General features: G+C 68.4%; 15 protein-coding genes. 10 read left to right on the top strand and 5 right to left on the bottom strand.

Annotated elements, in window-relative coordinates; all coding sequences use genetic code 11:
- Nucleotides 1–285: 285 nt before the first annotated feature.
- Nucleotides 286–1,836 carry an MFS transporter gene (locus H0524_RS20405; RefSeq protein WP_180200084.1) on the top strand — a complete coding sequence of 517 codons (1,551 nt, stop codon included), beginning with the start codon at nt 286–288 and terminating at the stop codon, nt 1,834–1,836.
- Nucleotides 1,837–1,865: 29 nt separating this feature from the next.
- On the opposite strand, the gene H0524_RS20400 is transcribed toward H0524_RS20405, so the two are convergent.
- Nucleotides 1,866–2,657: a YaaA family protein gene (locus H0524_RS20400; protein ID WP_018727901.1), complete on the bottom strand. Its 792-nt coding sequence runs from the start codon at nt 2,655–2,657 to the stop codon at nt 1,866–1,868.
- 340 nt (nt 2,658–2,997) lie between these two features.
- Here H0524_RS20400 and H0524_RS20395 point away from each other — a divergent pair, with 340 nt between their 5' ends.
- Nucleotides 2,998–3,645 (top strand): CDP-alcohol phosphatidyltransferase family protein, encoded by a 648-nt coding sequence (locus tag H0524_RS20395; protein WP_180200083.1) that lies wholly within the window; start codon nt 2,998–3,000, stop codon nt 3,643–3,645.
- 13 nt (nt 3,646–3,658) lie between these two features.
- Entirely contained in the window at nt 3,659–4,318 is a 660-nt protein-coding gene (locus H0524_RS20390; RefSeq protein WP_180200082.1) for a hypothetical protein, read from the top strand.
- A 111-nt stretch (nt 4,319–4,429) separates the two neighbouring features.
- On the opposite strand, the gene H0524_RS20385 is transcribed toward H0524_RS20390, so the two are convergent.
- From H0524_RS20385 to H0524_RS20375, 3 genes are all read right to left on the bottom strand, one after another.
- Nucleotides 4,430–6,826 carry an arylsulfatase gene (locus H0524_RS20385; protein WP_180200081.1) on the bottom strand — a complete coding sequence of 799 codons (2,397 nt, stop codon included), beginning with the start codon at nt 6,824–6,826 and terminating at the stop codon, nt 4,430–4,432.
- Between the two features lie 61 nt (nt 6,827–6,887).
- Complete coding sequence (locus H0524_RS20380) at nt 6,888–7,562, bottom strand: hypothetical protein (RefSeq protein WP_180200080.1); 675 nt, start codon at nt 7,560–7,562, stop codon at nt 6,888–6,890.
- Between the two features lie 132 nt (nt 7,563–7,694).
- Entirely contained in the window at nt 7,695–8,960 is a 1,266-nt protein-coding gene (locus tag H0524_RS20375) for a DUF2254 domain-containing protein (RefSeq protein WP_180200079.1), read from the bottom strand.
- A gap of 411 nt (nt 8,961–9,371) precedes the next feature.
- On the opposite strand from H0524_RS20375, the gene H0524_RS20370 reads away from it, so the two are divergent.
- On the top strand, nt 9,372–9,842 hold the full coding sequence (locus tag H0524_RS20370) for a DUF6328 family protein (protein ID WP_018727907.1): 471 nt from the start codon (nt 9,372–9,374) through the stop codon (nt 9,840–9,842).
- Here H0524_RS20370 and H0524_RS20365 read toward each other — a convergent pair.
- A complete protein-coding gene (locus H0524_RS20365; protein ID WP_180200078.1) occupies nt 9,832–10,767 on the bottom strand; it encodes a formylglycine-generating enzyme family protein in 936 nt (311 codons plus the stop codon). The genes H0524_RS20370 and H0524_RS20365 overlap by 11 nt on opposite strands.
- Before the next feature lie 202 nt (nt 10,768–10,969).
- Here H0524_RS20365 and H0524_RS20360 point away from each other — a divergent pair, with 202 nt between their 5' ends.
- From H0524_RS20360 to H0524_RS20335, 6 genes are all read left to right on the top strand, one after another.
- A complete protein-coding gene (locus tag H0524_RS20360; protein WP_180200077.1) occupies nt 10,970–14,635 on the top strand; it encodes a nitrate reductase subunit alpha in 3,666 nt (1,221 codons plus the stop codon).
- Complete coding sequence (narH, locus tag H0524_RS20355; RefSeq protein ID WP_180200076.1) at nt 14,635–16,362, top strand: nitrate reductase subunit beta; 1,728 nt, start codon at nt 14,635–14,637, stop codon at nt 16,360–16,362. Before H0524_RS20360 ends, narH begins: the two co-directional genes overlap by 1 nt.
- Nucleotides 16,359–16,985 (top strand): nitrate reductase molybdenum cofactor assembly chaperone, encoded by a 627-nt coding sequence (gene narJ / locus H0524_RS20350; RefSeq protein WP_180200075.1) that lies wholly within the window; start codon nt 16,359–16,361, stop codon nt 16,983–16,985. The genes narH and narJ overlap by 4 nt, the downstream gene beginning before the upstream one ends.
- On the top strand, nt 16,982–17,740 hold the full coding sequence (narI, locus tag H0524_RS20345) for a respiratory nitrate reductase subunit gamma (protein WP_180200074.1): 759 nt from the start codon (nt 16,982–16,984) through the stop codon (nt 17,738–17,740). The genes narJ and narI overlap by 4 nt, the downstream gene beginning before the upstream one ends.
- The gene (locus H0524_RS20340) at nt 17,737–18,945 is read left to right on the top strand and encodes a nitrate/nitrite transporter (RefSeq protein WP_180200073.1); all 1,209 of its coding nucleotides are present in this window, start codon (nt 17,737–17,739) and stop codon (nt 18,943–18,945) included. Before narI ends, H0524_RS20340 begins: the two co-directional genes overlap by 4 nt.
- A 227-nt stretch (nt 18,946–19,172) precedes the next feature.
- Nucleotides 19,173–20,390 (top strand): globin domain-containing protein, encoded by a 1,218-nt coding sequence (locus H0524_RS20335; RefSeq protein ID WP_180200072.1) that lies wholly within the window; start codon nt 19,173–19,175, stop codon nt 20,388–20,390.
- Nucleotides 20,391–20,423: the final 33 nt, after the last annotated feature.

The following is a 20,423-nucleotide window of genomic DNA, read 5'->3' as shown; positions in this document are numbered from 1 at the left end:
GTCGGGTTTCGCTCCACCACCAAACCTCCCTCATGGGTAGCGGTTACCACACCCGCTGTGAATGTTCCTCCGGCCCCAATTTGCGAGCCACGACCGCTCTCGTCATCGAGGTGGCTGAGCTCGTATTCCCGCCGACCGCGCTACCGCCGCGGGATCCCGACCGCAGCGGTTCGGCGTCCAGAAACGCCACCCGCGCCGACCACCGGCGCGACCCGCCGTCCGGACCGATCCCGGCCGTACGTAGTTCAGACAACATATCGTCGAAATTTCCTATATTGTCCGGTCATGCACTCCCGGTCCCGCGGGTCGCCTCCGTCCCGACGGGTCGCCCTGATCAGCCTCTGCACCGCCGCCATGCTGGTGTGGCTCGCGTTCTCCGACCTCGGGGTGGCGTTGCCGACCATCGCCACCGAGTTGAACGTCAACCTGACCGATATGCAGTGGGCGAACAACGCCCTGAGCATCGCCTGCGGAACCCTCCTGCTGGCCGGCGGTCGGCTCACCGACCTACATGGCCATCGAAAGATGCTGCTGCTCGGCCTGCTGATCTTCGGTGTCGCCGCCCTGGCGACCGCCTTCACGCCCAACCTCGCCGGCCTCATCGCCGGCCGTGCGTTGATGGGCGCCGGTAGCGCACTCATCCTGCCCGCCACGCTGGCGATGATCCCGGCGCTCTTCAAGCGGACCGAGCAGCCCCCGGCCTTCGCCGCCTGGGCGGCGGCGACCTGGGCCGGCCAGGCAGTCGGGCCAGCCATCGGCGGAACCCTGACCACACTGCTGGGCTGGCGGTCACTGTTCTGGTTGACCGTGCCGGTAGTACTCGTCCTGTACGTCCTGACCACCCGAAACGCACCCGAGGCGCAGCAGGGCCAGGGCAGGGTCGACCTGATCGGGCTGGTCACCGGGGCCGGGGCCGCCCTGTGCCTGCTCTTCGCGCTGACCGAGGGGCAACAGGTCGGCTTCAACAATCCGCTGATCATCGCGCTCTTCGTCGCCGCCGCGGTGCTCACCCTGGCGTTTGTGTTCGTCGAGGTGAGGGTCACCGACCCACTGGTGGATCTACGGCTGTTCCGCGCCCGCGGCTTTGACGGCGCCCTTCTCGTCAACCTGACGATGAACATGTCCTTCGCCGGCACTCTCTTCGTGCTCTCCCTCTACCTGCAGGACGCCCGGGGCTACAGCGCGTTCGCGGCCGGTCTACTCCTGGTGCCGGCTGCCGGAACGATCCTGATTTTCAACGCCGTCGGCGCACGGATCGTCACCCGACACGACGCCCGCTCCCCCTCGGTCTGGGGCCTTGTCCTGGTCGGCGTCGGCTGCTTCACCATCAGCGCCCTGCTGCCCTCCCTGTCGGTGCTCGCGGTGATCCTGGGCCTGCTCATCATCGGTGTCGGGCTGGGCGTACTCTCCGTGCCCGTGGCCGACACCATCGTCGGCGGCCCACCGGTCGCCCTCGCCGGCGCCGCGTCCGGGCTCTACAAGACCAGCAGCATGCTGGGGGGCGCGCTCGGCGTCGTCCTACTGACCGCCGCGACCACCCGCTTCGGTCGGGCCGACGCCGCCCCGGTGAGCACCGCGGCCGGGCTCACCGAAGCAGAGTCCAACCAGGTCGTCAACGCGCTGACCAACTCCCAGACGGCCATCGCCGTGCTCGACAAGCTGCCAGCCAGCGAGCGGAGCCTCGTGATGGCGGCCTATCATCAGGCATTCTCGGACGGAGTGTCGACAGCCCTCGTGCTCGGTGGCGTGATCGCGGTGGTCGGCGCGGTGCTGGCTGCCTGGATCTGGCCCCGCCAACGAAAGAGTCGTAGCCCGCAGCAACCCCCGCAGACCTGACCGCGCAGCCCAGGTCGTGCCGTCGCACGTCAGCCCAGGTCGTGCCGTCGGACGCTGAGCCCTTTGCCCCCGAACTCCGTACAGACGAAAGCGGGCTGGCGGGGCTTGCTGAGAGCCGGTTCGTAGCGGTAGCCGATCTCGGCGAAGTCGACGATATCCGCCGGGTCCTCAACCTGAGCGGTCAGTAGCCATCGGGCGAAGGCACCACGGGCGATCTTGGCGTGTACGACAACGAACCGCGGCTCACCCGTCTTCGGATTGATCGTCAGAAAGCGGGGGCTGACGAACCGGTCGCGAGCCAGAAACCGGGTGACGATCCGGTTGTATTCGATGGCGGCCAGATCAATGATGACGCCGGTCGGCGGCAGGCACCGGGCAACGGCATCACCCCAGAACTGGTAGAGGTTGGCAAACGGTGGGTCCGGCAGGCGATACCCCAGCTCCAGCCGGTACGGCTGGATGCCATCGTCCGGACGCAGAATGCCGTACAGCCCGGAGAGGATCCGCAACCGACCTTCGGCGTACGCCCGGTCGGCGGGGGTGAGGTCGCCGGCGCGGAGCCCGCTGTAGATGTCACCGGCAAAGCTGTCGATCGCCGGTGACTGCCGCCCCGGATCGGTGCCCCAATCGGCGAAGAGCCCGTGCGTTCGGGCGGCCAGCTCCGGAGAGAGCTTCATGACGGCGGCGAGCTGCTCCACCGAGAGGGTCCTGAGGTATGCCGCCAACTCCTCGGCCCGGTCCCGAAGGGCGGGCACGGTGAGGGTCGCGCCACCCTGGGGCGCCGGTCGCATCGCCTTGGAGGTGTGAATCAGAATGATCATTTTCGCCTCGTGCCGAGATCAAGACCCCCTGATCATAGCGGCCCCGACCGGTAACTCCGCGGCGGCGAACCGAGGGTGCCAAGCCGACCAGCGCACCCCTCCCCGGCCGCCTCACCCGCACCCACCTCGCCGTCAGCCCCGGCACCGGACCACTCAGATTCGCTACCGTCAATCCAGGCACCCCGGGGCGCAGCTGCGGGACTTCGCACCGGTGCGCCCGGGTCACCTCCAGGTGATGTCAAGCCCCCACGGCGAGATCTTCTTCGCTGCTCGGGTTGTAATGTGGTTCCGCCACCTGCCACATTCGGCAGTAGCGACTTCACCTCCTGGAGGAAGCGGTATGCCGGGAACGACCCTTCAGGAGCGTACGACGACCACCGCCGCGCCGCCGCAGATCGTGCAGGCAGCGAATACCGTGACAGCGGTACGCACGATCGGCGCGGTCGCGGTCGCCATCGGCGCGATCGTCACCCGTGACCCGGTCCTGGCGGTATCCGCCTATCTCATCTACTGGGTCGGCGACATCCTGGATGGTTGGACAGCCCGCCGGTTGAACCAGGAGACCCGCTTCGGTGCGGTCTTCGACATCCTGGCCGACCGACTCTGCTGCATCCTCTGCATCATCCCGTTGCTTCAGGCACGACCGCAGATGGTGGCGCCTATCGCGGTCTTTCTGCTGCAGTTCGTCGTCGTCGATCTGGTGCTCAGCCTGTCGTTTCTCCGTTTCGGGCTGCTCAGTCCGAACTATTTCTTCCACGTGCACCGGGGTGTCTTCCGGTGGAACTGGTCCCCGCCGGCGAAGGCTGCCAACACCAGCGCGCTGGTGTTGCTCGTGCTCTTCGTGCCGAGCCCCTGGCCAGCGCTCGCGCTGGCCCTGGCGGTGACCGTGATCAAGGTCGTCTCCCTGCTGGTGGTACGGCGACTACCCAGCAGCCGTCCACCGCAGCACGGCCAGGCCCCCGACCGCGGCTGGCCCCCGTCCGCATGAACGGGGCCGCATCATGATCGAGGCCGGGATCGCGACCTTCCTGATGGCGTTCGCCTCGGCCTTCATCCCGGCGGTGCCGGTGGAGCCGTACCTGATCGGTGCGGCCACCGTGACCGGGCAGAGTGCCCTCCTGCTGGGTGTCACCGCCGGCGCCGGGCAGACCACCGGCAAGGCGCTGATGCTCCTGGGCCTACGCGGCACCCTCCGCTCCACCCGGCTGCGCCGCTGGTTGGAGCGGCACACCGCCCGCTTCGCGCCGGAGCCAAAACCGGCAGTGGAAACCGTGGCGGTAGCGCCGAGCGGGACGGCGCCGAGCGGGGTAGCGCCGAGCGGGACGGCATCGCGCGGGACGGGTCTCGGCGCTGCGGCGCCGGCGGCCGTGCCGCCCCGGGCGACCGTCCGGACGATCCTCCGCCGGTCGGTCGCCGCCGTCGTCGCGGTGACCCGCCGTTGGAACAACCGACTCATCACCCTGCTCAACCGGCCTTTCGTGGCGGTACCGGTGGTGTTGCTGAGCGCGGCGGTCGGCCTGCCCCCACTCCTGCTGGTCGTCTTCTGCATCAGCTCGACCCGGATGTCGGTGGGTATGTTCGCGGTCACGTGTTTCGTCGGCCGCACGATTCGATTCGCCGCGGTCAGCGTGTTGCCGGAACTCGCCCACCTCCTCGGATAGGGCGTGGGGGCATCCGCCGTCCGCCGGATACCCCCAGGGCCGCGCTGGTCAGCGTCGGCGCCAGGCCCGAGCCACAGCTACCGACCCAGCCCCTCGGAGCTGGCGGCAAGCTCAGTCCCGGGCCATCATGGCGGCCGCCTCCCGCTCGACGTCAACGTATGCCTCGCCGGAGACATCGGCGATGACCTGTTTGATCGTGGCACCGGTCAGCTTCCAGGGACGGGCGCCGGAGTAGTCGTAGGTGACGGGTGCGCCGCGGTCCCGGCCGACGTTGAAGCCTTCCCCGGCGAGTGCGAACTTGCCGAGTTGGGTCTGCATTCCCTTGCACTCACCCACCTTCTTCTTGCCGATGAACAGCGAGGCGTTGCCGATGCAGGCACTGGGGCGGTCGGAGTCGGGTGGCGAGACCAACTTCTCCTTCTCGAACGCGACGCCGAGCACCACCTTTCCCTTCGGCACATCGATGTTCGAGGAGATGACCTGCTCCTTCTCCCCCAGGTAGTTGTAGACGTACTTCAGTTTGCCGTCCTTGAGGTAGAGGGCATGCCCGCCGAAGTTGGAGCCCTGTGCGAAGAGAACGCCCTCCGCGTCGGGACCATCGATGACCACGTCGGCCGCCAGGATGTAGGACCGTCCCCGGATGTTGACCGCGACCGCCTCGGGGACCTCCAGCGTGTTCGGATAGTAGACGTAGTGGTCTCGCGGCGGCGCCACCTGCGGTCGTGGCGTGCTCAGGAACTCGACGGTGGGGCGGTCCTCCATCGGCAGGCCAAAGAACTTGCCGGCCTGGTGATACCAGAGCGCCACCAACTCCGCGGCCAGTTCGGGGTGCTGGTCGGCCACGTCGTGAATCTCGGCGCGGTCGACGTCGGTGTGGTAGAGCGCCCACTTGTCCAGCCCGAAGTGACCCCAGTCCGCCGGTGAACTCGGGTGCAGGGCGTCCACCTTCCAACCGTCCCGCCACAGCGCCCGCGTACCCAGCATCTGATAGAACTGGCTACGCTTTGCGGTCTTGGCCTTCGGCTTTTCGAAGGTGTGTTTGAAGCTGGTGCCCTCCAGCGGCCACTGGGTGAAGCCCTTGACCGTCTCCGGCAGCTCGATACCGAGGCAGTCGTACACCGTGGGCACGATGTCGGTCACGTGCGCGTACTGGTTGCGGAGCTCGCCTTTTGCCTTGATCCCGGCCGGCCAGTGCACGATCATCGGGTCGCAGACTCCCCCCTCCCATGCATCCTGCTTGAACAGCTTGAACGGGGTGTTGAAGGCGAAGGCCCAGCCGGTCGAATAGTGGTTGTACGTGCCGGGCGAACCAAGGATGTCGAGCAGTTTGATGTTCTCGTCGACGCTACTCGGGACACTGTTGAAGAACTTGTTCTCATTGACGGCGCCGTCCGGCCCGCCCTCACCGGACGCACCGTTGTCGGAGATCACGAAGATGAGGGTGTTGTCTAGTTCCCCGGTGTCCTCGAGGTAGGCGATCAGCCGGCCGATCTCGTGGTCGGCGTAGCTGGAGAAGCCGGCGAAGACCTCTGCCATCCGGGCCTGCAACTTCTTCTCCTCGGCGCTGAGCGAATCCCACGGAATTACGTCGCTCATGGCGGGCGAGGGTTTGCCGTCCGCGCTGCGTACGTCGCTGAGCGGGTTGATCGGTGAGAGCTCGGTACCCTTCGGGAGGATCCCCAGCTTGATCTGCTTCGCCAGGATCTTCTCGCGGATCGCCTCGTACCCCAGGTCGAACTTGCCCTTGTACTTGTCGGCCCAGGCCTTCGGTACGTGGTGTGGGGCGTGGTTCGCCCCGGGGCAGAAGTACATGAAGAACGGCCGGTCCGGAGCGACCTGCTTGGCATCGCCGATCATGCCGATCGCCCGGTCGACGAGGTCGGCGGTGAGCAGGTATCCGTCCTTGCCCTCCTTCCAGTCGTCCACGCTGACGGGGTCGGCGGGCTGGTCGACGAACTGCTGGTCCTGGACGAGGTTCGGGTAGTACTGGTTGGCCTCTCCGCCGAGGAAGCCGTAGAAGCGTTCGAAGCCACGGTGGGTGGGCCAGTTCCGCTTGGAGGAGGCCATGTTGGTCTCGTCCTCGGAGACACAGTGCCACTTGCCCAGCGCGTAGGTGTTGTAGCCCCGGTCGCTGAGGATCTCTCCGATGAGAGCCGCCTCCCCGGGGATGTGCCCATTCATCCCCGGGAAGCCCTCGGTCGCCTCGGCGACGCAGGACATGCCGACGGTGGTGTGGTTGCGCCCGCTCAACAGCGCGGCCCGGGTGGGCGAACAGAGCGCGGTGGTGTGGAACTGGGTGTACTTCAGTCCGTTGTTGGCGAGCTTGCTCATGTTCGGCATCTCGATGGGCCCACCGAAGAAGTCCCAGGAGCCGAAGCCCGTGTCGTCCCAGACCAGGAACAGCACGTTCGGCGCCCCTTTCGGGGCCTGGGGTTGGGCGTAGGGGTCCCAGTCCGGCGTCGAGTCCGTGACGCCCAGGTTGATAACGCCCTTGAATGCTTTACTCATGAACGGCTTCTCCTCCTCCCGCGCCAACGGCGGGAAACGCGACCTACCCGTACTTTCCCGATCAACTCTTCGCGGTGTCGGATGGCGCCACCTGGCCGGTGACCAACATTCGGATGCTCACCAGGAGAACCCAGGCCGGGAAGATGAGCGTGAACCAGAGATTCTGGTTGGTGAAGATCAAGAGCAGCACAGCCAGAATGTAGGTCAGGATCCAGAGCCACTTCGGCATCAGGCGGGTCTTCATCCCCACCGTGCCGAGAGCGAACATGAACACCGCGGCCATTCGTACCGCGTAGATCCCACTCGCCTCGAGCATGATCGAGCGGCCGAACCCGACGGTCTCGGTACCCAAGGACTGGGACCCACCTTCGGGAACACCATCCACAATGGCTCCCGCCACGACGACGGCGACGAATATCATGGCCAGAAAGAGAACCCCGCTACCGATGAGAAGAGTGGAGAAGAACCAGTCTCCCAGGTTGCCCATGTACTCGCGCACCACGCCCATGAACCAGAGGAAGAAGATTCCGGCGAACGGGATCAGGAACAACGCCACCCGCATCCGGCCAGCTTCTTGCCGCACCCACTCCACATCGGCAAACGGCTCCTTCGGGAGTGCCGACCGAAGGAGGATGATACTGATGGCGAAGATCACGGCGAAAAGTATGCCCGCGATCGCTACCCCGCGCGGATTTCGGAGCGCCCGAAACGTTTCTTGATCAGAACTCTTGCCCATCGGCAACACCCTTCACCAGCCGTTTCAACGGTCCTGTGGAACGCACACCCCTCCTTTTCTCGTTCTACCAGAGAACGGGGCACCCAGTGGCCGGAATGCGTCCGGCCACGAGCTGGGCTCGGAGTCGCAGCCTCAGCCCCGACCCGGACCGCCGATTCCCTGCCGGTCCGGCACCACGGCCCGGTCGTGGTCGACCTTGCCCCCGAAACTCGCGGCCAGGGTCTGGTCAAGCCGATCAAGCTCGGCGTCCACCGCTGGTCGCCGGTCGGCCGGAAGCACCTCGCGAAGGTCTTCGAGCATGGCGCGGAGCCGCCGCAGCACCTGGACGGAGCTGGCCCCGTACTCGCGGATCTCGGTGACCGCGAGAGTGAGGTAGTCCTCCCACGTCCGCCCCGGCACAGTGAGCCGTGGCTGGCCGGATTCGTCGCAGTACCGCATCGTGCCGAGGGGCTGTGCCCCGATCATCCGCAGCAGCTCCTCCAGGTAGTCCAGCATCTGCACCGCTGTTGTCGGATCGTTGATGGCCGAGGAGAGCGCCCGCGCCGCGCTGTCCACCAGAATCCGTACCGGAAAGGCTGGATCACGCTCGATGGTCCGCTCGGTCCCCAGGGCCACCATGGCGTGGATCTGCGTGGTGGAATCACCCGTGGGCCTCGTTCCGAATATCTCCATCACCGGTTGTCCGGTGATGATGTAGTCGCCGGCGGCCACCTTTGACCGGAGCTGACAGCCGTGCCGGCTGGCCCAGCGGACCAGGGCTGCCTCATTCAACGCCTGCACCGACCCGGATCGTTGGGCCTGAAGCACCAGGGTTGGCTCCCCGGTCGGCTCCTCCTGGGTCACCACGGACCCGCCCGCCTGATCCCGCGCCGCCATCAGCTTCCGGGCGGTCTTGGTCACGTCGGCCGCGACCGCCACCGGTCGTAGTTGATGCACCAGATGATTGAGGAAGGCCACGAAGAGCACGAAGCTCACGATGAGGAAAATCCCCGAGATGCCGACACCGAGCGGCGGGATCTCCGCTGCCCCACCGAGAGCCAGGAGCGTGAAAGCGAAGGAGACCGTCCCGAGGACAAACGTCACGACGGCCAGATGGAATCGGTCCCGGTACAACAGGCGCAGGTAGCGCGGAAAACTGTCGGCATGGAGTTGGAGTACGAGCACGCTCACGGCCACCACAAACCCGGCCAGCACCCCGGCGACCTCGACCACGATCGTGAGGAGTTCCTGCGCCGCGGACGGCTCGAACTCCCATGCCGACGGCAGGGTGATGACGGCGTCGACCTCGCGGACCACGAGGGCGAGCAGCCCTCCCACCACCAGCCCCAGCAGCGGGAAGAACCACAGGCTCCCCACCAGGTTCTGACGGATTCGGAAGAACTTTGCCCACAGCATCATCGAACTCCTCACCGCTTCGGGTAGAGACCCGATCGGAGCGTGCTGACGACCCGCCGGCGTATTACCTCCGGGCAACCGATCTCCACGGCTGCCCGCTGAGGGCCGGAGCCGCCCTTGGGCCAGGCGGCTAGTTGTGAGCCTTCCACACGTATCGGCGGAGCTTGGGAGGAACCGTCAATCCGGCTGCGGCGGACCGCTCGTCCCCGCGCTACCGCACGCTGGTGTAGCGGACGGTGTCCAGCCGGTGGCCGCTGATCTCGTAGCTGCCGGTCCGGTCTGGCCAGCACCACGGTGTCGGTGCGTTGGGCGATTCCCGCGGCGAGGTATCGCATCGGTGCCAAACTGTGAAACACGGAGTGGAAGGAGGGCCCCTCCCTCCCGGCCCGGACCACACCGAGGGCGGAGGCAGGGGTGGCGGAGGAGACGGAGACCCGCTGGCGGCGCCGGTACGCCGAGCTGTTGCAGGAGCTGCGAATCGCGCAGACGGGGGTGCAGATCCTCTTCGCCTTCCTGCTCGCCCTCCCGTTCAGCTCCGCGTTCGGCGAGACCAACACCTTCCAACGGACGCTCTACATCATCTCGTTCCTCGCCACCGCCGCCGCGGCGGTGGCGACCATCGCCCCGGTGGCGTTCCACCGGGCGCTGTTCCGGCAGGGGCGTGATCCGGAACTGGCGCGCTTCACCCACTGGATGACCACCACCGGCTTGTTGCTGATGGTCCTGGCAGTGATCGTCGCGGTGCTCCTGGTCACGGACTTCGTCCTCGAGCGGCCGATCGCGCTCGGGCTGACCGGCCTGACCCTGCTCTGGCTGCTGCTGCTCTGGGTGCTCGTGCCGATCGGCCGCAGCCGGACCGGCAGCGACTCCGGTACTACCGGGTGACGCACCGGAAGCCGAGGTGGCAGGTGGAGGTGTCGATCGCCTCGCCCTGCCGGGCCGCCGGCCGGTACCGCATGCAGTAGTTGGGGGCGCACAGGTGGGATCCGCCCTTGATGACGTGGCGGGGAATGCCCGCGCCCGGTCCGTCGGCGGTGACCGGCGTCGTACAGCAGGTCTTCGCCGACGGGTCAGCGGGGTACGTGAAGACGTCCCGGGTCCACTCCCAGACGTTGCCGGCCATGTCGTAGAGGCGGTGACCGTTGGGCGGGAAGGCTCCCACCGGCGAGGTTCCCGCATACCCGTCCAGGAGGAGGTTCTGCCAGGGAAACTCCCCCTGCCAGGTGTTGGCCATCATCTCGCCCTCGGGGGCGAACTCGTTGCCCCAGGTGAAGGCGGCACCGTCAAGCCCACCACGGGCGGCGAGTTCCCACTCGGACTCGGTCGGGAGTTCCTTGCCGGCCCAGGTCGCGAAGGCCACCGCGTCGGCGTACGCGACGTGGGTGACCGGGTGCAGGTCTCTGCCGTCGATGGTGCTGCCAGGTCCCTCGGGGTGCCGCCAGGTCGCGCCGGGGGTCCAGGACCACCAGTTGCGGTAGTCGGCGAGGCTGACCGGCCCGGAGGCCCGGCGAAACACGAGGGAGCCGGGGACGAGCAGCTCCGGGTCGGCGTCGGGATAGTCCGCCGCGGTGGGTGCCACCTCGGCCATCGTCACGTGGCCGGTCTCCCGAACGAATCGCTCGAAATCCCGAACGGTCACCTGGTACTGATCGATCCAGAACCCGTCGACCTCGACCCATCGAACGGGCGCCTCTTCGGGATAGAAATCAGTTGATCCCATCCGAAACCGGCCGCCCGGGATCCAGACCATCTCCGGCCCTGGCCGGGTCGTCGCTGGGGAGCTCAGCGCCTCGTGCACCACACCCTGCACCCTAAACCACCCAAAGCGCGACAACTCAGTAATTGTCCGATCATCTGGAGGAGTACGGCGCCACCGGGCGGGTGAATCCACCAGCGCCACCGAGATAGGCGATCGCGCCGATTTAAGCCTGCTTTGTCCGGCTATCTGCGCCATGCTGGGGGGCGAGTCATCCCATCGGGTGTTCTCGCGTCACCGGTGAGGAATGAGGCGTATGACGGGCACGACGGAGCACGCGAGCCGGGCGTTGCTGGCCGTGGGCGGCCTGGTACGCCGAGCCGAGGTCGCCCCCGACGGCCGGGCGCTCTACCAGGTCGGCGGGCGCCAGGCGGATGCCTTCTACCGAGACCGATGGTCGTACGACAAGGTGGTGCGCTCCACCCACGGTGTGAACTGCACCGGATCCTGTTCCTGGAAGGTGTACGTCCGCGACGGCATCATCACCTGGGAACAGCAGCAGACCGACTATCCGAGTGTCGGCCCGGATCGGCCGGAGTACGAGCCGCGGGGCTGCCCACGGGGGGCGGCGTTCTCCTGGTACACCTACTCGCCGACGCGAGTGCGCTACCCGTACGCCCGGGGTGTGCTGATGGAGATGTACCGCGAGGCCCGGCAGCGGCTGGGTGACCCACTGGCGGCGTGGGCCGAGATTCAGGCCGACCCGCAGCGGCGACGCCGCTACCAGCAGGCACGGGGCAAGGGCGGCCTGGTCCGGGTCTCCTGGGACGAGGCGCTGGAACTGGTCGCCGCGGCCCACGTGCACACCATCGCCGAGTACGGGCCGGATCGGGTCGCCGGCTTCTCCCCCATCCCAGCGATGTCGATGGTGTCGCACGCGGTGGGTGCGCGGTTCCTGTCGCTGATCGGCGGATCGATGCTGTCGTTCTACGACTGGTACGCGGACCTGCCGGTGGCGTCCCCGCAGATGTTCGGCGACCAGACCGACGTGCCGGAGTCCGGGGACTGGTGGGACGCCTCCTACTTCATCATGTGGGGCTCCAACGTGCCGGTGACCCGCACCCCGGATGCGCACTGGATGGCCGAGGCGCGGTACCGGGGCCAGAAGGTCGTGGTGGTCAGCCCGGACTTCGCCGACAACGTCAAGTTCGCCGACGAGTGGATGCCCGCCCAGCCCGGCACCGACGGGGCGCTGGCGATGGCGATGGGGCACGTCATCCTCAAGGAGTTCTTCGTCGACTGGAACACGCCCCGGTTCTTCGACTACGTGCGCCGCTTCACGGACCTGCCGTACCTGGTCAGCCTGGAGCCGGCCGCCGACGGCGGCTACCGCCCGGGGAAGTTCGTCACCGCCGCCGACCTGGGGGAAGGCGACAAGGAGGCGGCCTTCCGGCCGGTGCTGTGGGATTCCGTCGCGGACCGGCCAGCGGTGCCGAACGGGTCGCTCGGGGACCGCTACAGCGAGGCCGGCGTCGGCCGGTGGAACCTGGAGCTGGGCGAGATCGTGCCCCGGCTGAGCTGTGCCGGCGGCGAGGCGGTGGAGGTGCTGCTGCCCCGGTTCGACACCGACGAGCCGGCGGTGCTGCGCCGCGGCGTGCCCACCAGCCGGGTCGGGGAACGGCTGGTCACCACCGTGTTCGACCTGATGCTCGCCCAGTACGGCGTCGCCCGTCCCGGCCTGCCCGGTAGCTGGCCGACCGGGTACGACGACGCGGCCGAGCCGTACACGCCGGCGTGGCAGGAGCCGATCACGGGCGTACCGGCGGCGCAGGTGGCCCGGGTGGCCCGGGAGTTCGCGGACAACGCCGAGCGCTCCGGTGGCCGCTCGATGATCGTGATGGGGGCCGGCACGAACCACTGGTTCCACTCCGACACCACCTACCGGGCGATGCTGGCGCTGACCACGCTGACCGGCTGCCAGGGGGTCAACGGCGGCGGGTGGGCGCACTACGTGGGGCAGGAGAAGTGCCGACCGGTGACCGGCTGGCAGCAGCTCGCGTTCGCGCTGGACTGGGTCCGCCCGCCCCGGCAGATGATCGGCACCGCCTTCTGGTACGTCCACACCGACCAGTGGCGCTACGACACGTACGCCGCCGACGCCCTCGCCGCCCCCACCGGCGCCGGCGCCTTCGCCGGCAAGCACACCATCGACCTGTTGGCGCAGTCGACCCGGCTGGGCTGGATGCCGTCGATGCCCACCTTCGACCGTAACCCGCTTGATCTCGCCGACGAGGCGCTGGCCGCGAACCCGGACGACCCGGCGCGCTACGTCGCCGACGCGCTGGTCGATGGCCGACTCGGCTTCGCCGGCACCGACCCGGACGCCCCGGAGAACTGGCCCCGGGTGTTGACGGTGTGGCGGGCGAACCTGCTCGGCTCCTCCGGCAAGGGCAACGAGTACTTCCTGCGTCACCTGCTCGGTACCGAGTCGAACCTGCGGGCGGAGCAGGCTCCGGCCGACAACCGCCCGGCCGATGTCGTGTGGCGCGACGAGGCCCCGGAGGGCAAGCTCGACCTGCTGCTGAGCCTCGACTTCCGGATGACCTCGACCACGCTCTTCTCCGACGTGGTGCTACCGGCGGCCACCTGGTACGAGAAGCATGATCTCAGCACCACCGACATGCACCCGTTCGTGAACGCCTTCACCCCGGCGATCAACCCGCCGTGGCAGACCCGCACCGACTTCACCGCCTTCCACGGGATCGCCAAGGCCTTCTCCGCCCTGGCCCGCCGACATCTCGGGGTGCGCCGGGACCTGGTGGCGACGTCACTGCTGCACGACACCCCGGATGCGATGGCTACCCCGGGCGGGGTGGTGCGCGACTGGAAGACCGGCGACGCGCCCGCGGTGCCGGGCCGGACGATGCCGAAGTTCGTGGTCGTGGAGCGGGACTACGGCGCGGTCGCCGACCAAATGGCCGCTCTCGGCCCGCTCCTGGACCGGCTGGGCACCACGAACAAGGCGGTCACCGTCGATGTGAACCGGGAGATCGACTACCTGCGGCGGGTCAACGGCGTGGTGCGGGGTGGCACAGCCGACGGCCGGCCCCGGCTGGACACCGACATCCGGGCGTGTGAGGCCATCCTGGCGCTCTCGGGCACCACGAACGGCCGCATCGCCACCGAGGGCTTCCGGTTCCTGGAGCGGCGGACCGGTCAACGCCTGGCGGACCTCGCCGCCGAGGCCGAGGGGAAGCAGATCACCTTCGCGGACACCCAGTCCCGCCCGGTTCCGGTGATCACGAGTCCGGAGTGGTCGGGCAGTGAGCACGGTGGTCGCCGGTACTCGGCGTTCACGATCAACACGGAGCGGCTGAAGCCGTGGCACACGTTGACCGGGCGGCAGCACTTCTTCCTGGACCACGACTGGATCCACGAGACGGGCGAGGCGCTGCCGATCTTCCGGCCGCCGCTGGACATCCACCGGCTCTTCGGCGAGCCGCGGCTCGGCGCCAACGGAGAGCTGGAGATCACCGTACGGTATCTGACCCCGCACTCGAAGTGGGCTATCCACTCGGAGTACCAGGACAACCTGCTCATGCTGACGCTGTCCCGTGGTGGGCCGACGATGTGGATGAGTGAGGCGGACGCGGCGAAGATCGGGGTGCGGGACAACGAGTGGATCGAGGCGGTCAACCGCAACGGTGTGCTGGTCTGCCGGGCGGTGGTCAGCTACAAGATGCCCGAGGGCACCGTCTACGTCTATCACGCGCAGGAACGGGTGATTGACGTGCCGAAGGCACAGGTCAACGGCCGCCGTGGCGGGATACACAACTCGCTGACCCGGCTGCTGGTCAAACCCACCCACCTGATCGGCGGGTACGCGCAGTTCGCCTTCGCGTTCAACTATCTCGGGCCGACCGGCAACCAGCGCGACGAGGTGACGGTGGTCCGCCGCCGTTCGCAGGAGGTGCGGTACTGATGCGGGTGATGGCGCAGATGGCGATGGTGATGAACCTGGACAAGTGTATCGGGTGTCACACCTGCTCGGTGACCTGCAAGCAGGCGTGGACCAACCGCTCCGGGGTGGAGTATGTCTGGTTCAACAACGTGGAGACCCGCCCCGGCCAGGGCTACCCGCGCACCTACGAGAACCAGCAGCGCTGGCAGGGCGGCTGGGTGCGGACCCGCTCCGGGCGGCTCAAGCCCCGCTCGGGCGGGCGGCTGAAGCGGATGTTCACCATCTTCGCCAACCCGAAGCTGCCCTCCATGCAGGACTACTACGAGCCCTGGACCTACGACTACGAGCACCTGATCACCGCGCCGTCCAGCGACGACATCCCGGTCGCCCGACCGAAATCCCTACTCACCGGCGAGGACATGCAGATCACCTGGAGTGCGAACTGGGACGACTCCCTGGCCGGCGGGAACGAGATCACGGCGGGTGATCCGGTGCTGGCGAAGGTGTCCGAGCAGGTACGACAGGAGTACGAGAAGACCTTCATGTTCTTCCTGCCCCGAATCTGCGAACACTGCCTCAACCCGTCCTGCGCCGCGTCCTGCCCCTCCGGGGCGATCTACAAGCGCAGCGAGGACGGCATCGTGCTGGTCGATCAGGACCGCTGCCGCGGCTGGCGGATGTGCATCACCGGCTGCCCGTACAAGAAGGTGTACTTCAACCACCGCACCGGAAAGGCGGAGAAGTGCACGTTCTGTTTTCCCCGCATCGAGATCGGCCAGCCGACCATCTGCTCCGAGACCTGCGTCGGCCGGCTGCGGTACCTCGGCCTCCTGCTCTACGACAGCGACCGGGTGGCCGAGGCCGCCGCCACCGAATCCGAACAGGATCTCTACGCGGCGCAACGCTCGGTCTTCCTCGACCCGCACGACCCCACCGTCGTGGCCGCCGCGCGGTCCGGTGGGATCCCCGACGACTGGATCGAGGCCGCCCAGCAGTCCCCGATCTGGGATCTGATCATGAAGTACGAGGTGGCGCTGCCGCTGCACCCGGAGTACCGGACCATGCCGATGGTCTGGTACATCCCGCCCCTGTCCCCCGTGGTGGACGTGCTGCGCGACACCGGCCACGACGGTGAGGAGGCCGGCAACCTCTTCGGTGCTATCGACGCCCTCCGCATCCCCGTCGACTACCTCGCGGAGCTCTTCACCGCCGGCGATCCCGCACCCGTACGCGCGGCGCTCGACCGGCTCGCCGCCATGCGCGCCTACCAACGCCGCAGCAACCTCGGCGAGACACCGGACGACGCCATCCCCGCCAGCGTCGGCATGACCAGCGACGAGATGGACGACATGTACCGCCTCCTGGCCATCGCCAAGTACGAACAGCGCTACGTCATCCCCGCCGCCCACGCCGAGGACGCCCACCGGCTGGAGAAGATCGCCACCGAGTGCTCCCTGGACTACGAGGGCGGCCCCGGGATGGGCGGCGGCGGGCCCTACGGACAGGGCCCCTTCGGGGAAGCCTCCGGCACCCCCGTACCGATCCAGGTGGAGACCTTCGACGCGCAACGCAGCCGGCAGCGGGCCGACTCCCTGACCGAGGCCGGCGAACCGGCCCAGCGGGCCAACCGGATCGACGCCGGTGGTGCGGGCAACCGGACCGGCGCCCGGCCGCAGCAGGACCCGGCCGGCGAGGGCGGCGACGTGACCAGCCCCGGCGTCCTCGACATCAACCGGGACCAGCCATGACGACCGGACCGACGACCTGGCGGCCCGTCGCCGCCCGCGCCGCCTCGCTGCTGCTGCGCTACCCCGACGAGGAGGTCCTCGCCGCGCTGCCGATCATCCGGGCCGCCCTCGACGCGCTCCCCGATACCGTGGCGAAGCCGCTCCGGCAGGTGCTGACCCACCGGGAGGCAACCACCCCCGGCGAGCTGCGCGCCGCGTACGTGCAGCTGTTCGACTTCCGCCGCCGGTGCTGCCTGCACCTGAGCTACTACACCTGCGGCGACACCCGCCGCCGCGGCGAGGCGCTCGTCGGCTTCGCCGCCGCATACAAGACCGCCGGCCTGGTGGTGGTCGACGGCGAGTTGCCCGACTACCTGCCGGCGCTGCTCGACCTCGCCGCCGAAGACGACACCGGATGGCGGCTGCTGCACGACAACCGGGTCGGCCTCGACCTGCTCGCCGAGTCGCTGGGCAAGGAGGAGTCCCCGTACCGGCACGCGGTCGAGGCGATCCGGGCCATGCTGCCCGCCCCGCGCCCCGCCGACGTCGCCGCCGCGCGCCGGCTGGCCCGCACCGGCCCGCCGGCCGAAGAGGTTGGTCTCGAACCGTACGGGCTCGTCGACACCACCGGGGGGCGCAGATGAACACGGTGCACGTGCTGCTCTGGGTGGTCTACCCGTACCTGGCCATCACGATCCTGATCGGAGGGCTGATCTGGCGCTATCGCTACGACAAGTTCGGCTGGACCACCCGCTCCACCCAGCTGTACGAGACCGCCCTGTTGCGCTGGGGCAGCCCCCTGTTCCACTTCGGCGTACTCATGGTGCTGATCGGGCATGTGGTCGGCCTCCTCATCCCCAAGTCCTGGACCGAGGCGGTCGGCATCACCGAGCACAACTACCACTTCATGGCCGTCTTCATCGGCACCGTCGCCGGCTTCTGCACCCTCGCCGGAATGGTCATCCTGATCGCCCGCCGCCGCTTCACCGGCCCCGTCTTCGCCGCCACCACCCGCAACGACAAAGCGATGTACGTGTTTCTCGCGGCCGTCATCGTGCTGGGGCTCTGGAACACGGTGCGGGGCAACATCACCGAAGGGGGTTACGACTACCGCGCGGACCTCTCGCCCTGGTTTCGGTCGCTGTTCTATTTCAGCCCCGATCCCGAACTCATGACCAGCGTGCCGATCGGATTCCAACTCCACGTCGTGGCCGCGTTCGCCCTCTTCGCGTTCTGGCCGTTCACCCGGCTGGTACACGCCTTCAGCGCGCCGATCGGCTACGTCACCCGGCCGTACGTCGTCTACCGCAGCTACGGGACCCGACCGCGCCCGTCCCGGCCGGGTTGGGAAGGACCGCCGACGCTGCCAACCCGCTCCTCGTCCCGAGGTAGGAAATGACAGGCTCGCATGCGAGCCCGTCGGCTGCCGGCGCGACGCGCAACCTGGTGCTGGCCACGGTCGGGTTCGCGCTGAACTTCTGGGCCTGGGCGCTGCTGGGCCCGCTCGCTCCGGGCATCAAGGAACGCCTCGGGTTGAGCTTCACCGCCCAGTCACTGCTGGTGGCGGTGCCCGTCGTGGTCGGTTCGATCGGCCGGATCCCGGTCGGCGCGCTCACCGACCGGTTCGGCGCACGGACCATGTTCCCGCTGGTCTCGCTGGCCACCGTGGTGCCCGTGCTGGCCTTGTCGGTGGTGTCGTCCTACCCCGCCCTGATCATCACCGGCTTCTTCCTCGGCATCGGCGGTACCGCCTTCGCCGTCGGCGTACCGCTCGTCTCGGCCTGGTACCCGCCCGCCCGCCGGGGTTTCGCCATCGGCGTGTTCGGCGTCGGCATGGGCGGCACCGCGATCGCCAACTTCACCACCATCCGCCTGGGCGACGCCTACGGCGAGGCCACCCCGTTCCTGCTCGTCGCCGCCGTCCTCGCCGGTTATGCGGTCGTGGCATTCCTGTTTCTCCGCGACGAGCCACATCGACCACGGGCAACCGTCTCGGCGTGGACGCGTACCGCCGATGTCAGCCGGCTCGCCGTGACCTGGCAGCTGTGTTTCCTCTACGCGGTCAGCTTCGGCGGCTTCGTGGCGTTCAGCGTCTACCTGCCGGCCTACCTGCGCATCGCCTACGAACTACCCGAGCATGACGCTGCGCTACGCACCGCCGGCTTCGTCGTACTCGCCGTCATCGCCCGACCGGTCGGGGGCTGGCTGTCCGACCGCTTCCAGCCGGTCTCCGTGCTGGTCTGGTGTTTTGCCGGCACCGCCGGGTTCGCTCTCGTGCAGGCCTTCCAGCCGCCGCTGATACCGGTCGCCACCATCACCTTCCTCGGCATGGCGGCTCTGCTCGGCGCCGCCAGTGGCGGCGTTTTCGCCCTGGTGGGCAAGGTGGCGCCCGCGGACAAGGTCGGTACCGTCACCGGCGTCGTCGGCGCCGCCGGTGGGCTCGGCGGCTTCGTCCCCCCACTCATCATGGGATGGGTCTTCGACCTTGAGGGCTCCTACGCCATCGGGCTGATGCTGCTGTCCAACGTCGCCCTCGCCGCTGCCGTCTACACCGCGGTGCGGATGGGTGGACAGACCAGACAGGACGTCTCCCCGCCCCGGTAGGGCAGCACGGACATCGCGCCGGGCCCGGCCCGTGCCGCCCCGGGTGTCCACGCCGGCCGGGTGTGTCCACGCCGGGTCGCCGTTCCTCCGGGCCGAGCATTCCGGGACTTTCGGCCCTGATCTGGGCTGTTGTCTGCCTGTTCCATGGAATCAGGTCACGTTTCCACAGACTCACTCGGGGGCGAGCCGAAGAATTCGCGGCCTTCACGCCGATCGATGCCAAAGGAGTGGTCTTGCTCTCGCAATCCTCAGCAGCAGTGGTAACGGCGACCCTGCCCGCTGTGCAGGCGCACGGCGAAGCGATCACCAGCCGGTTCTACCAACGAATGTTCGAGGCCCATCCGGAGCTACTGAACATCTTCAACAAGGGCCACCAGGCCACCGGGGCGCAGCCGGCCGCGCTCGCCGCCTCTGTGGTCGCCTACGCCGAGCACCTCGTCAACGGCGGCGACGAGACACAGTGGGAGCTGATCCTGAGCCGGATCGCCCACAAACACGCCTCGCTCGGCATCACCGCCACCCAGTACACGATCGTCGGCCGCCACCTGCTCGCCGCGGTCGGCGAGGTGCTCGGTGCGGCCGTGACCGCCGAGGTCGCGGCGGCCTGGGACGAGGTGTACTGGCTGCTCGCCTGCGAGCTGATCGCCCGGGAGGCGCGGCTCTACACCGAGGCCGGGGTGGGCGAGGACGGGTCGGTGTGGCGGCACTGGCGGGTCGTGGAGTGCGTACAGGAGACCGCGGATGTCATCTCCTTCCACCTGGTCCCGGCCGACGGTGGCCCGCTTCCCACCTTCACGCCCGGGCAGTACGTCTCCGTCGCGGTCGACTTGGACGGCGGGGGGCAGCAGATCCGGCAGTACAGCCTCTCCGGCCGACCCGGCGCAACCCACTGGCAGATCACGGTCAAGCGGGTACGCGCTGCCGGCGACGCGCCCGAAGGCGTGATCTCGACCTTCCTGCACGAGCGGGTGACCGTCGGCGACACGCTCCGCCTCAGCCCCCCGTTCGGCGAGGTCAGCGCGGTCGGGGACACGGGTCCGCTGGTGCTGGTCAGCGCCGGGATCGGCCTGACCCCGGCGATGTCGGCCCTGCACCACCTGGCCGCGACCGAGACCGACCGGGAGGTGGTGTTGGTGCACGCCGACCGCAGCGCCGCCGGGCACGCCCGCCGCCACGAGCTGCCGGAGTTGGCGGAGCAGTTGCCGAACCTGTCGGTGCTGCTCTGGTACGAGGATGCCGCCGACGGTGAGTTGGACCGGCTGAAGGCGGAGGTCAACACCGGCCGGCTGGAACCGAACCGGATCCCGGTACCGGCCGGAGCCGACGTCCACCTCTGCGGGCCGCTGCCGTTCATGTACCAGGTCCGCGCCGAACTCCTCCGCCAGGGCGTGTCGAAGGACCGGATCGGCTACGACGTATTCGGCCCGGGAATGCTGCGCGACTGAATCCTGATGGGCTGACTCCCCGGCCGCGCGGCC

It is taken from the genome of Salinispora sp. H7-4 (genome assembly GCF_013416675.1).
Taxonomy (GTDB): Bacteria; Actinomycetota; Actinomycetes; order Mycobacteriales; family Micromonosporaceae; genus Micromonospora; species Micromonospora vitiensis.
This window is presented reverse-complemented; position numbering and strand designations above follow the sequence as displayed.

Bases quoted from the DNA above. Each gene is read 5' to 3' on its own strand.
- H0524_RS20360 (WP_180200077.1), top strand. From the start codon at position 10,970: ATGACGGGCACGACGGAGCACGCGAGCCGGGCGTTGCTGGCCGTGGGC.
- H0524_RS20375 (WP_180200079.1), bottom strand. From the start codon at position 8,960: ATGATGCTGTGGGCAAAGTTCTTCCGAATCCGTCAGAACCTGGTGGGG.
- H0524_RS20400 (WP_018727901.1), bottom strand. From the start codon at position 2,657: ATGATCATTCTGATTCACACCTCCAAGGCGATGCGACCGGCGCCCCAG.
- H0524_RS20390 (WP_180200082.1), top strand. From the start codon at position 3,659: ATGATCGAGGCCGGGATCGCGACCTTCCTGATGGCGTTCGCCTCGGCC.
- narH (WP_180200076.1), top strand. From the start codon at position 14,635: ATGCGGGTGATGGCGCAGATGGCGATGGTGATGAACCTGGACAAGTGT.
- narI (WP_180200074.1), top strand. From the start codon at position 16,982: ATGAACACGGTGCACGTGCTGCTCTGGGTGGTCTACCCGTACCTGGCC.
- H0524_RS20380 (WP_180200080.1), bottom strand. From the start codon at position 7,562: ATGGGCAAGAGTTCTGATCAAGAAACGTTTCGGGCGCTCCGAAATCCG.
- narJ (WP_180200075.1), top strand. From the start codon at position 16,359: ATGACGACCGGACCGACGACCTGGCGGCCCGTCGCCGCCCGCGCCGCC.
- H0524_RS20405 (WP_180200084.1), top strand. From the start codon at position 286: ATGCACTCCCGGTCCCGCGGGTCGCCTCCGTCCCGACGGGTCGCCCTG.
- H0524_RS20385 (WP_180200081.1), bottom strand. From the start codon at position 6,826: ATGAGTAAAGCATTCAAGGGCGTTATCAACCTGGGCGTCACGGACTCG.
- H0524_RS20340 (WP_180200073.1), top strand. From the start codon at position 17,737: ATGACAGGCTCGCATGCGAGCCCGTCGGCTGCCGGCGCGACGCGCAAC.
- H0524_RS20395 (WP_180200083.1), top strand. From the start codon at position 2,998: ATGCCGGGAACGACCCTTCAGGAGCGTACGACGACCACCGCCGCGCCG.